The organism is Paenibacillus polymyxa M1, assembly GCF_000237325.1.
In the GTDB taxonomy this organism is placed as follows: Bacteria; Bacillota; Bacilli; order Paenibacillales; family Paenibacillaceae; genus Paenibacillus; species Paenibacillus polymyxa_C.
Map to the genome: position 1 here is coordinate 1,584,467 of NC_017542.1, position 12,570 is coordinate 1,597,036.

Consider the following 12,570-nt stretch of genomic DNA (forward strand, 5'->3'; position numbering starts at 1 on the left):
TCTCATTTACGCATGGATATGTTGAGAAAAAGGAAATGCTCATAGCTAGAAAACTTTATACAATGAAAGAGAAATAAGCACTGTGAAATTCGACTTTTGATCATGGATTTCATATAATGTGAATTGCTTAAATTAGAGATTTAACAAAACGACAAAATGAAAATGATTTCCGTCCAGCTATGAATTTCAAAATTTGACGGAGGGAACGAGATGACAATGGAAGAGAGCAGCAGACAGGTACCTTGGCAGACGTATTACGGACCTAATCTAGGTTATGTGCAGGACCAGTATGAAAAGTATGTAGCGGATCCCGGAACGGTTGATCCGGCTTACCGCGAGCTGTTTGATCAATGGGGCGAGCCGCCACAATCCGAATATTCGGCTGCTTCCATGATAGACAACAAATTACAAGGCCCCCCCGTAAATGCTTTGGGGCACCTTGATTCGAACACATTACAGAAAGCGGTTACAGCGGGCAAAATGGTGTGGAATATCCGTGAATACGGACATTTGGCCGCCCAAATCGATCCACTGGGACTGGATGCAGAGCAGGATACACGTCTGCTTGATCCAGCATCTTACGGTTTAACTGAACAAGACCTAAAGGCTTTTCCAGCCTCTTTAATATGGGATAACGCTCCAGCGGGAACACTGAACGGGTGGGAAGCCATTCAACGGCTACGTGTAGCATACACAGGACCGATTGCCTATGAATTTAGTCATATTCATAACGAGGAGGAACGCCGCTGGCTGAACAGCTATGCAGAATCCGGCTGGTCCTCCAAGCCACTTACAACACAGGAACGCAAGTCGTTGCTGGGCAGATTGGTAGAAGTAGAACAGTTCGAAGAGTTCTTGCATAAAACATTCGTCGGGCAGAAGCGTTTTTCCATTGAGGGTAATGATGTGCTTGTCCCTGTACTCGACGAGGTTATTCGTCTAACCACCAATGCAGGAGCAAGTCATGTCCTGATGGGGATGGCGCATCGTGGTCGTCTGAATGTATTGGCACATGTGCTGGGCAAGCCTTATAGCAAAATTTTCTCTGAATTTCATCATTCCCCGAATAAGGATCTGATTCCGTCGGAAGGTTCCACTGGAATTAACTACGGCTGGACTGGGGATGTAAAATATCATCTGGGTGCGGATCGTTTTGTAAAAGATGGGGAAGCCGTCCAGGCCCGTCTGACATTGGCGAACAACCCAAGTCACCTGGAATATGTGAATCCGGTGGTGCAGGGATTTTCGCGTGCGGCACAGGAAGATCGCAGTGAGGCTGGTTATCCGAAGCTGGACGTTAGCAAGGCAGCTACCATTATTATGCACGGTGATGCGGCGTTCCCGGGTGAAGGTATCGTAGCCGAATCACTCAATTTCACCAATTTGCGCGGCTTCCGTAATGGTGGCACAGTGCACATCATTGTGAACAATCGTCTGGGCTTTACGACAGAGAGTGTTGATTCACGTTCGACCCGTTATGCCAGCGATCTGGCCAAGGGCTACGAAATTCCAATTGTACACGTGAATGCGGATAATCCTGAGGCTTGTATTGCAGCGGCTCGTATGGCTGGTGAGTACCGTAATCGCTTCAAGAAGGATTTTCTGATTGATCTGATTGGTTACCGTCGTTATGGTCACAATGAATCCGATGATCCGGAAACAACTCAACCGCTGGTGTATCGCAAGGTAAAGAATCATCCAACGGTGAGCAAATTATATGCTCAAAAGCTGATGAAGCAGGGCATAGTGGATGAAGCATTTAGTGCTGGCCTCATTGAGAAGGTCCAAAACCGACTGAAGGAAGCACATGAGCATGTGAAGAATCAACCGGAGGAGGAGCCTGAATTTACTGCTGTGAAGGCGAAAAAGAATCAGAGCACACCGGTCCGTACTGCGGTTGAAATGAAAAAACTGCGTCAAATTAATGAAAATTTACTCAAATGGCCACAGGCTTTTCATGTATATCCGAAGCTGGAACGAATTTTACAGCGTAGAAAAACCGCTCTGAACGAGGGTGAAAAGGTAGATTGGAGCTTGGCGGAGACACTCGCTTTAGCTACCATTCTAGCAGACGGCAAGCCTATTCGTATGACAGGTCAGGATGCAGAGCGAGCTACTTTTGCTCACCGTAACCTTGTGCTGCATGAGCCTGAAACCGGGCGTACCCATTGCCCGCTGCATACATTGCCGGAAGCACGTGCTTCGTTCAGTATTCATAACAGTCCATTGTCTGAGGCATCAGTCCTCGGCTTCGAGTATGGCTATAACGTGTTTTCTCCTGAGACGTTGGTCATTTGGGAAGCGCAATTCGGTGATTTTGCCAACTGTGCGCAGGTTATTTTCGACCAATTCATTTCCGCTGGCCGTGCCAAATGGAGACAGAAGTCCAGTCTGGTGATGCTGTTACCGCATGGTAGTGAAGGACAAGGACCTGAGCATACGAGTGCACGTCTGGAGCGTTTCCTCCAGTTGTCTGCACAAAATAACTGGACTGTCGCCAATTTGAGCAGCGCCTCACAGTATTTCCATCTGCTGCGCCGTCAGGCTGCATTAAGCGAAAGTGAGGAAGCTCGTCCGCTTGTGATGATGTCGCCGAAGAGCCTGATTCGCAACAATCGTGTCGCTTCGCCTGCTTCTGAATTCAGTGAGGGAACATTCCGTCCTGTGTTGGAGCAATCTGGTCTGGGATCACGTCCGGATCGGGTAGAGCGCATTGTACTGTGCAGTGGCAAGATTGCCATTGATCTGGAGGAAGCGTTGGAGAAGGATAAAAACGGGAATGAAGCAGAGGAGCGTTTGCACATTATTCGTGTGGAGCAGCTATATCCTTTCCCGGCAGAGGAAATTCGGAATATTTTTAGTCGCTTCCCACGTGTTAAGGAGTTCGTATGGGCTCAGGAAGAACCTAAAAATATGGGGGCCTGGAGTTATATGGAGCCTCGTCTGCGGGAGGTTGTGCCACAGGGAGCGGAAATTCGCTACGCAGGCAGACCGGACCGTTCCAGCCCGGCGAGCGGTTATCAGCAAGTACACAGCCTAGAACAACAGCGAATTATTCAATCGGCGTTGAAGCAGGATTCCAAAAACAATATTACACTGGGGAGGTAGCGGCTGTGAGTGATATTATAGTGCCAGCAATGGGAGAATCCATCACGGAAGGAACAATCTCCAAATGGCTTGTAAAGGAAGGAGATTCCGTAGGACAGGGAGATGTTCTACTGGAGCTGGAAACGGATAAGGTCAATCTGGAAATTAGCGCCGAAGAAGCAGGTGTAGTCCAGAAAATCCTTCGTCAAGAGGGGGATACTGTGGTTATCGGTGAAGCTGTTGGCTTGATCGGAAACGACAGTGGTGCGGAAGCAACTGGTGCCGGAGAAGCCGCAGCGACTCAAGCGCCTGAAGCGCCGTCCGTAGCAACTTCACAGACTTCCGTAGAAAGCGGCGGTAAAGCAGTAGAAAAGTCTGCGCCGCCCATCCCCTCCAATAGTGACGGGAATGGTCAGACGGCATCACCATCCGCCCGGAAGCTGGCGCGTGAGCGCGGGATTGACCTTGAGCAGGTACAAGGAAAGGACCCGCTTGGACGTGTGTTTCAGGAGGACGTAAAAACGCATAACAGCGCTGAAGTATCACGTACAGCATCTGTACCTGCGTCTCCCGCTGCTGGCAAGTCTGTGTCACCGTCTCCAGCTCAAACAGAGTACAGCAAGCCTGTGGAACGGCAGCGGATGTCCCGTCGGAGAGCGACGATTGCCAAGCGTCTTGTTGAAGCACAGCAAACAGCCGCCATGCTTACGACTTTTAATGAAGTGGATATGACCGCTATTCTTGATGTGCGCAAACGCCGTAAAGATAAGTTTAAGGAGAAACATGATGTAGGGCTGGGTTTTATGTCCTTCTTTACGAAGGCAGTGGTTGGCGCGCTCAAGCGCTTCCCTACTGTGAATGCAGAAATCAATGGCGATGATATCGTACTGAAAAAATACTATGATATCGGGATTGCTGTATCTGCCAAGGAAGGTTTGGTCGTTCCTGTTGTTAGGGATGCTGATCGGCTTGGTTTTGCTGAAATTGAGAAGAGCATTGCCGATTTGGCTAGCAAAGCTCGTTCCAATTCACTTTCTCTGGGAGACTTGCAAGGAGGAACCTTTACCATAACCAATGGAGGTATTTTCGGTTCCCTGCTGTCTACGCCAATTCTGAATACGCCGCAAGTGGGTATTTTGGGAATGCATAAAATCCAACTTCGCCCGATTGCCATCGACGAGGAACGTATGGAAAATCGTCCGATGATGTATATCGCGTTGTCCTATGACCACCGTATTATTGATGGTAGCGAGGCGGTCCGTTTCCTGGTAACGGTCAAAGAATTGCTGGAAGATCCCGAATCATTGTTGCTGGAAGGATAAAATATATCATTCGAGTGCATCTCCCTTGTACGTGCATGACAAAAGCAGACTCTTGCGGGTCTGCTTTTTTTCCTGCATAGTTATAACATAAGGCTATAGACAATTGCAGACATTCAGATACAGAGAAGGGCGGGAACTGTTTTGGACAAAGACTTGCGCTACCCGATTGGACCGTTCGTGGTTCCAGATACCATTACAGAAGAACAGTTGACCACATGGATCGACGACATTGCTGAATTGCCTGGACAATTGCGTCAGGCGGTCGAAGGACTGAATGAGCAGCAGTTAAATACGCCTTATCGTGAAGGAGGATGGACGATTCGGCAGGTTGTTCATCATTTGGCAGACAGCCATATGAACAGCTATATCCGTTTTAAGCTAGCGCTGACAGAAGATACACCGACAATCAAACCCTATGATGAGGGGCGTTGGGCTGAAATACCAGACGCTAGAGAGCTTCCACTGGAACCTTCGTTGCAATTGCTGGAAGGACTTCATGAACGGTGGGTGACCATGTTGCGTTCATTGGGGGAAGATCAGCTACACCGAACATTTATTCATCCTGAATCGGGCCAGACGATCCGTCTGGAACGAAACATTGGCATCTATGCCTGGCATGGCAAGCATCACACAGCTCATATTACTTCGCTGAAAGAACGAAATGCATGGTAATTAACTCCAAAATGATGCCCTGATGAAAAATAAAGGAATACAAAAGAAGCCTTTAAAGCCACTTTTATCATGCTTTAAAGGCTTCTTTTGCTAATTTCTCACTAGGAAGATGACTTGGGCGAAGCTGATAAAGCGGATGCTTCGGAGGCTCCAGACCCAACGGAAACAGAGGTTGCCCCTGTGTTAATATGACGGTCGAGCCAGTCCACGATGTCACTCATTACCTCGTCGCGATTTGTTTCATGCAACATCTCATGGCGACCGTCAGGATAAAGGCGATACTCCAAGTCTTGAAGCTCCAGGCTTCGATACATATCCACTAGCGACAACACACCTTTTCCGAACAAGCCCACCGGATCACGATCCCCGGCAAAAATATAAACGGGCAGTTTGGGATTAATGTTTTTCAACGAGGAGGGCCAGTGAATTTCTTGCAAAAGCCTGAAAAAATCGAGGAAAAAGCCTGTCGTGCAAATAGCTCCACATAGTGGGTCGTGCACGAACTGATCTACTTCCTCAGGATCACGGGACAGCCAGTCGAACGCTGTGCGCACAGGACGAAAAGCACGGTTAAAGCCGCCAAAGACCATAGCGTTGAGCAGCATGCTACGATGATCCATTCCTTGCAGTTTGGCTTGCAGCAGAGCAACCTGTTCTCCGAGTTTCAGCAGACTACGTCGTCCGTTGGTTCCCGATAAAATAAACCCGTGATACGCCTGTTGATCATCATACATAATTTTCTGGGTTAAAAAGGAGCCCATGCTGTGACCCAGTAAAAAACGAGACTGATCAGGGAATTCCTTGGCCGCAATTTCGCCTAGCTCCAGCATGCCTTTTGCCATTCGGTTGAATGCATTGGCTCCCGGCATACCGAGCTTATCAGGATCACCAGCTGTGCGCCCGTGGCCGATATGATCGTTGGCATACACGCCGTAACCAGAAGCGGTAAGCTTTTCGGCCAGCCGAATGTAGCGGTAGGACGTCTCACACATGCCATGCGAAACTTGAACGATTCCCTTGATGGGAATGTTCGGCTCGGGCAGCCATCGATAAGCAAATAGCTCTGTTCCGTCATCTTCAGCGATGGTGAAGGTGTATTCCCGCATGATTAGACATCACATCCTTTAAGCTTTAAGGAAGATAAGATCTAAGTACGGTCATTCCGTCATTTAGCGTGTAACCGCCCAAATTAGCAGGGAGCAGGAAGCAATCTCCAGCTTTACAGGAAAGAGACTCCGTATTATTGTCCCATGTTATGGTCCCACTGCCTTCGCAAATTACAAGAATAGTGAAGCTGTCTTCCGTTGTAGAAAGTGCCCAACTTCCATCTACGATACCCTTTTCAACAACAAAATACTCACAGGATGCCAGTTGGAGCCATTCTCCAGGCTGCAGGCCGTCCGTTTTCATCGTTGTTGCGCCTGCACCTTCGTAGGAAGTTACATTAAGGGAGTCCTCGATGTGCAACTCACGAGGTTTGCCGTCCAGACCGGGGCGATTATAGTCATATAAACGATAGGTTGTATCCGAATTTTGCTGAATTTCAGCAACCACTACACCCGCACACAGTGCATGCACGGTTCCAGCGGGGATGAAGAATGTATCGCCAGCTTCAACTGGAACTTGGCGCAAACTGCCCATGATATCTCCGCTTTCAAGAGCTGTACGCAGACTTTCACGAGTTACACCTTCGGTCAGACCATAAATGATTTTGGCATCAGGCTTGGCATCAAGCACGTACCACATTTCGGTTTTTCCTAATTCTCCAGCTGGAAGTCCGGCGTAATCATCCGTCGGATGCACCTGAACAGATAAATCATCATTGCAATCCAGCAGCTTGATCAAAAGTGGAAAACGTCCGCCTTTTTTCGATACGCCCTTTGCCCCAAGCCAATCCTGTCCGTAAGTCTGGCGGATTTCATCCAGCCCTTTTCCAGCCAGCTCGCCATTGATGACCGTTGTTGTTCCGTTCGGATGATCGGCAATCATCCATCCTTCACCAATATGTCCTTCTGGTGGGGTTAGACCAAATTGTTCTAAGGCCCGTCCTCCCCAAACTCTCTCTTTGAACTCAGGTTGGAATTGCAGCGGGTATGGCTTTAGCATGATTTCTCTCCTCCATAATGAGTAATGAGTACGATCTAACAGAATCAGGCAATTAAAACGTGCCGCTGGGCAATAAACCGGAAGAATAGACCCATATGGCGCTATAAAATATATGTAAGGCGGCTAAAAAACCGCTCATTACCTAAATATGCGAGAATATGCGAGTTTAACAACTCGACATTATTTCTTTTCAACCGCCACTACGTAAGGTGAAGCGTCTCGTTGTAGTTGACGGTAAATAATGCTTTGACCGCTGGAGACTGGGAGGGTAGAAGCCCAATGAAGAACAGCTTCCGCTTCTTCCCTGCCTCCAGCATGCCCTGGATATAATACGGCAGTCAAAATACCACGCGGTCGCAGCAATTGCAAGGCAGCTTCAAGTGCGACGAGCGTGCTGTCTGTATGCGTGATGACCGTAGGATCGGCGCCTTCGGACGGTAAGTAGCCAAGGTTAAACATGACCGCAGCCACTTTACCATGCAGCAGGTCTGGGACGACCTCCCGCATGTGCTCATGGCCTTGCAGCAATAGTGATACTTCCGCTAATGAAGGGGAGGTGTCTTCTTCCAGTCGACGACGAGCGTAATCCAAAGCTGCTTGCTGGATATCGAAGCCATAGACGCGGCCCCGTTTGCCAGCAGCTTTAGCCAGAAACAACGTATCTGCTCCTGTGCCGACGGTGGCGTCTACGGCAGTATCGCCTGGCTGCACCCGCGCAGCTACTAATTGATGAGCATAGCTCAGAACAGACAGGAATCCCATTTAAGACTTCCTCCAGTATTTTCCCTGCCACGTTTCACGTGATTTCAGTTCATTATCAATGCCGTTGAGCACTTCCCATTTTTTAAGCGACCACATGGGGCCCATCAGTAAATCGCGTGGTGCATCTCCGGTCAACCGATGAACGATCATTTCAGGGGGTAAAAACTCCAACGTATCTACAATAAGCTTAATGTACTCGTCCTTTTCCAGAAAGCGTAGCAATCCTGCTTCGTACTGCTTGACCATTGGCGTTTTGCGCATGAGATGCAGCAGATGGATTTTGATGCCCTGCACATCCATAGCAGCTACTGCACGTCCTGTATCAAGCATCATTTCATGCGTCTCTTGCGGTAGGCCATAAATGATGTGGGCGCACACACGGATATTCCGCTTGCGCAGTTTTTCCACTGCATCCAGATAGCACTGCGTATCATGAGCACGATTAATCAGCTCAGAGGTCGATTCATGAACGGTTTGCAGACCCATTTCGACCCACAGATACGTGCGTTCGTTCAGCTCGGCTAGATAATCGACTACATCATCAGGCAGGCAATCGGGACGTGTAGCGATGGACAGACCGACAACACCGGGCTGCTCCAAAATAACCTCGAAATATTCTCGCAGTTCCTCAACCGGGGCATACGTATTGGTGTAGGCTTGAAAATAGCCAATATATTTAGCGTTGGGCCATTTTAAATGCTGGCGATCCCGAATCGTATTGAACTGGGTGACCAAATCATCGCGGCGACGTCCGGCAAAATCGCCTGATCCACGTGCACTACAAAAGGTACAGCCACCTTTGGCAATGGAACCATCGCGATTTGGGCAAGTAAAACCCGCATCCAGCATGACTTTAAACACTTTATTTTGAAATTGCTCGCGCATTTCGTAATTCCATGTATGGAACCGTTTATCTCCCCACAGGAGAGGAGCAGGCAACAAATCTGTTTTCATGGGAGGACTCCTTTTTTTACGATCACCCTATTGTAACAAAATTCAATCTTAAATGGGAATCACTTGACCGAGAAAGTCATTAAAAAGTGCTGATTTTATAGCTTTGCGGATTGAAAAAGGTTACACAATATGTTATATTGTAAGCGGTACCAGACATATGATAAAAGGACTGTTTTTGATCCTGAAGATAAAAAGTTATCAGTTGCTAATGACTATTCTTCAGGGAGGCAGCTATGCTGTTTCTATCGCCTGCTTTAGGGGAAGTGCACGTCGGTTCCATCACAAATAACCCGTGAGGTGATCTTTTATGAATACGCAGGATAAGACGCGTATGGATAAAGTTACTGTTGAGTTAACCTTTGATGAGGCGTTAGCATTGACTGGTGTCCGTTTTGGGCAGGATCGTCAGATTGGAACGGCCGCACGTCAAAAAATCAGAGCCGCTTGCCAAAAGACAATTGATTTTTCACCTGCTGATGGGGTAGACTATGAACAATTAAATTAGTTGGACCCCAATCCAAATATATTGAAAAAGGAATTTCATTTCCGTATCTTCAAGCGGGGGTGAAATTCCTTTTTCCTTGATAACAGAGTATATGGAGGAGTAACATGCGTTTACGCGGAAGAAAAGGAATACGTGAAAGTCTGGAAGAACAGCAAGATCTGGTCATTTTGGAACCATCACAGTATAAGGGGAAATGGCAGCAGTTATTTGGTAATGATCGTCCCATTCATGTGGAATTTGGTATGGGTAAAGGGCAATTTATAAGCCAAATGAGTTACCGTAATCCAGAGGTTAACTATATCGGCTTTGATATGTATGACGAGCTGGTTCGCCGTGCTACAGAAAAGTCTCGTCTGGCCTGGAGTGAATCAGAAGTTGTAACACCGCCCAACATCAAATTGGCACTGGCAAACATCGAACAGATCGAAAATGTTTTCGAACCAGGAGAAGTAGAGCGCATTTATCTGAATTTTAGCGATCCTTGGCCTAAAGCCAAGCATGCACGCCGTCGTTTGACGCATCCGCGTTTTTTGGACAAGTATCGGCAGCTTCTGAACAGCAAAGGACAAATTCATTTTAAGACGGACTCGGAGACATTGTTTGAGTTTTCTCTGAATTCATTCGCTGATAGTGGTCTACAAATGACGAATATTTCGTTAAACCTTCATCGTGATGGAATCAATGAGGAGCATGTCATGACAGAGTATGAACAAAAGTTCATGGGTAAAGGTATGAATATTCATCGTGTCGAGGTGCTGATTGGCAAAGACGCTTTGGAAGAGTACGAAAAAATACGACTCGAAAAATATGGAAAGTAAAAGCGGGCAAAATAAATAAAGTAAACAAGACAGGGTGCTTCCTTTTAGGAAAGCACCCTGTTTGGTTCCAGTATATCCAAAATACTCTGTGCGCTCTGAAGAGGATAATATCGCGCTACATTATGGATGTGCTCCTGTCGCTTGCGAACGATTTCTGGAAAATCGTATAGCAGTCGGTTCATCCATTTAACGACAACATCCAGCGAAGTAATCGGTTCTCCGAAGCCTTGAGCCGTAAAGTACTGACAATTTTCCTCTTCCTGTCCAGGGAGAGGCTTGTGAAACAGCATCGGAATCCCTTTCGCCAGCCCCTCGGTGCATGTCATTCCACCGGGTTTGGTAATGAGCAGATTCGACACTTCCATTAATTTGTCGATTTCCCGTGTAAATCCGAAAATATGAATATTTGGATGATTAAACCGAGGATCCAGCTCCATTTTACGACGAATTTTATCATTATGCCCCAAACAAAAAATAAATTGAATCTTTTCTCTCCAATCGGTAAGCGAACGATGTATGACTTCGTCGTTCATCAGGCCCCAGCCGCCGCCCATAACAAGTACTGTCGGGATGGGTTTAAGTCCAAATTGTTCTCTAATTTCATCGTGCCCTGGATGTTCCCAAAAATTAGGATGAACCGGAATGCCGGTCACTTGGATTTTTGATACAGGTACTCCGCGCGCGCGCAGCTTACGCATGACTTCAGGCGTAGATACAAAGTACCGGTCAACCTCAGGACTAATCCATGTTCCATGTGCATCGTAGTCTGTTATGACGGTACACAGCGGGACATGTAAGCCTAAGCGCTTCAAACGTGAAATGACCGCGCTTGGGATGGGGTGAGTACATACCACCAAATCGGGACGAAGCTGCCGAAGAATATTCCGGGTCTGTGTGTAGAACAGACGGTGCAAAGCGAGCGTTGTAAGACGGTTTAATGATTTTTTGTATTGATGACGGTAAACCAATCCGACTAGGCGAGGCTGCGATACAACAGTCTTTTTGTATGCTGTAATAATAAGCGGGGCCATTCTCGGATTCAAAAAGCTCCCCAGCTCCAGCACTCTTGTCTGCACATCCGGAGAAAGCTTCCGCAAGCTGCTTGAGAGCGCGTAGGCAGCTTGAGTATGTCCGGCACCGAAACCTTCCGATAATAATAACACTCGTTTTTTAGCCACTCTCATTTCACCTGTTCCTGCTGGGATGTTCTCAATCATACCATATCGGCTTTAAGGCCAGAATGCAACCGTTCCTATTGCTGCAGACGTTCCGATGACTGCTCCTGCAAGTACATCCGTGGGATAGTGAAGCCCCAGGTAAATTCGAGAAAAACCTACAATTATCGCTACAGGCAACAGCAACAGTGCTAGCATGGGTGACTGCAGCATAAAAGGAACGGTAGCCGAAAAAATAGCGGTTGTATGCCCTGAGGGAAAAGAATGATCCGACAAGGGATTGCGGAATGTATTCGTACCTGGTAGCGCCAAGTACGGGCGTATCCGTGGATACAGTTTTTTGACGATAGCCACGGGAATGTGACTGACCGCAAGAGCGATAGCTCCCTTCATGCCGGAATCTTTCCATGGATACGGAGCGAGCCACCAAATCAGAAGCGTAGAGGCTATTGTAAAGGTAGCCCCGCCTAAATGTGTGAGATAATACAGCCAAAAGTTCAAAAAACGGTTGTGTAAGCGCCCGTTGATCCATTTGAACAATCGCTGCTCCAGATTTACAAGTTTTACGACTAGACGTTGCATTTGGTTTCCTCCGGTTGCCGGTTCAGGTCTGTCGGCAAATATTTTGAATCCATTTGACAGAATTAGATCTAAGTAATTATTCTCTTGCTCTCATCATATTTTTAAACGCTGTTCATTTCAAGAATCACCACTTACCTGGTTCAATTCTACACAAAAATGTTAATGGAATATAAGCCGTTTTGTATAACTTTCTTTGCGTTCATCCGTCTAATAAGATAGAGTGATTAGAAGTGGTTGCTAATTGGCCCACAAAAAGGAGGGACCAAAGAAATAAAAAGTTAGCAAATGGATGAAAATAAGACCTAAGCGTCATGAATGAGAGGTCCAGCGCCGCATTCTCGGTTCAAACGGGAATTTGTCGTGTTTTTTTGCTGCTGAGACCCGTTTAGGGGCTTTGACAAAAGATTGAAAACCAACGAAAATCGTAATGGCATTCCTGTGTCAGCCAAAAGGGGGCTGCGCAGAGCCAAAGAAGAAAGCAAGGGTCGGGTCAAAACTACAGAAAAGGCGCACAAAGCGCCGCAACTTGCGCTACACAGATAGAAAACAGACAAACGCAAGATTTTTAAAGGGGTATAAAAAGGGGG

At 47.3% G+C, this 12,570-nt stretch carries 12 protein-coding genes; 6 read left to right on the top strand and 6 right to left on the bottom strand.

The window, feature by feature from the left end:
- The first annotated feature begins 210 nt into the window (after positions 1-210).
- The 3 genes from PPM_RS06955 (at position 211) to PPM_RS06965 (ending at position 5,081) form a co-directional block, all read left to right on the top strand.
- Positions 211-3,108, top strand: coding sequence for a 2-oxoglutarate dehydrogenase E1 component (locus tag PPM_RS06955; protein WP_013370059.1), 2,898 nt, complete (start codon positions 211-213; stop codon positions 3,106-3,108).
- A 5-nt stretch (positions 3,109-3,113) separates the two neighbouring features.
- Positions 3,114-4,409, top strand: a complete 1,296-nt coding sequence (gene odhB / locus PPM_RS06960; RefSeq protein WP_013370060.1) for a 2-oxoglutarate dehydrogenase complex dihydrolipoyllysine-residue succinyltransferase — start codon at positions 3,114-3,116, stop codon at positions 4,407-4,409.
- A gap of 141 nt (positions 4,410-4,550) precedes the next feature.
- Positions 4,551-5,081 (top strand): YfiT family bacillithiol transferase, encoded by a 531-nt coding sequence (locus PPM_RS06965; protein WP_013370061.1) that lies wholly within the window; start codon positions 4,551-4,553, stop codon positions 5,079-5,081.
- Between the two features lie 101 nt (positions 5,082-5,182).
- Here the strand turns inward: PPM_RS06965 and PPM_RS06970 are convergent, their stop codons facing one another.
- The 4 genes from PPM_RS06970 to PPM_RS06985 form a co-directional block, all read right to left on the bottom strand.
- Positions 5,183-6,187 carry an alpha/beta fold hydrolase gene (locus PPM_RS06970; RefSeq protein WP_013370062.1) on the bottom strand — a complete coding sequence of 335 codons (1,005 nt, stop codon included), beginning with the start codon at positions 6,185-6,187 and terminating at the stop codon, positions 5,183-5,185.
- 25 nt (positions 6,188-6,212) lie between these two features.
- Positions 6,213-7,187, bottom strand: a complete 975-nt coding sequence (locus PPM_RS06975; protein ID WP_013370063.1) for a type I phosphomannose isomerase catalytic subunit — start codon at positions 7,185-7,187, stop codon at positions 6,213-6,215.
- 180 nt (positions 7,188-7,367) lie between these two features.
- A complete protein-coding gene (locus tag PPM_RS06980) occupies positions 7,368-7,949 on the bottom strand; it encodes a class I SAM-dependent methyltransferase (RefSeq protein ID WP_013370064.1) in 582 nt (193 codons plus the stop codon).
- Positions 7,950-8,903 carry a TIGR01212 family radical SAM protein gene (locus PPM_RS06985; RefSeq protein ID WP_013370065.1) on the bottom strand — a complete coding sequence of 318 codons (954 nt, stop codon included), beginning with the start codon at positions 8,901-8,903 and terminating at the stop codon, positions 7,950-7,952.
- A gap of 307 nt (positions 8,904-9,210) precedes the next feature.
- Between PPM_RS06985 and PPM_RS06990 the strand changes: the two genes are divergently transcribed.
- Both PPM_RS06990 and trmB read left to right on the top strand, forming a co-directional pair.
- Positions 9,211-9,408: a hypothetical protein gene (locus tag PPM_RS06990; RefSeq protein ID WP_013370066.1), complete on the top strand. Its 198-nt coding sequence runs from the start codon at positions 9,211-9,213 to the stop codon at positions 9,406-9,408.
- A 104-nt stretch (positions 9,409-9,512) separates the two neighbouring features.
- Positions 9,513-10,226: a tRNA (guanosine(46)-N7)-methyltransferase TrmB gene (gene trmB / locus PPM_RS06995; RefSeq protein ID WP_013370067.1), complete on the top strand. Its 714-nt coding sequence runs from the start codon at positions 9,513-9,515 to the stop codon at positions 10,224-10,226.
- 44 nt (positions 10,227-10,270) lie between these two features.
- Here the strand turns inward: trmB and PPM_RS07000 are convergent, their stop codons facing one another.
- Both PPM_RS07000 and PPM_RS07005 read right to left on the bottom strand, forming a co-directional pair.
- On the bottom strand, positions 10,271-11,404 hold the full coding sequence (locus tag PPM_RS07000; RefSeq protein WP_413985812.1) for an MGDG synthase family glycosyltransferase: 1,134 nt from the start codon (positions 11,402-11,404) through the stop codon (positions 10,271-10,273).
- Positions 11,405-11,455: 51 nt separating this feature from the next.
- Positions 11,456-11,983 (bottom strand): phosphatase PAP2 family protein, encoded by a 528-nt coding sequence (locus PPM_RS07005; RefSeq protein WP_013370069.1) that lies wholly within the window; start codon positions 11,981-11,983, stop codon positions 11,456-11,458.
- A 405-nt stretch (positions 11,984-12,388) separates the two neighbouring features.
- Here PPM_RS07005 and PPM_RS29415 point away from each other — a divergent pair, with 405 nt between their 5' ends.
- Complete coding sequence (locus PPM_RS29415; protein ID WP_013370070.1) at positions 12,389-12,526, top strand: hypothetical protein; 138 nt, start codon at positions 12,389-12,391, stop codon at positions 12,524-12,526.
- Positions 12,527-12,570 lie beyond the last annotated feature (44 nt).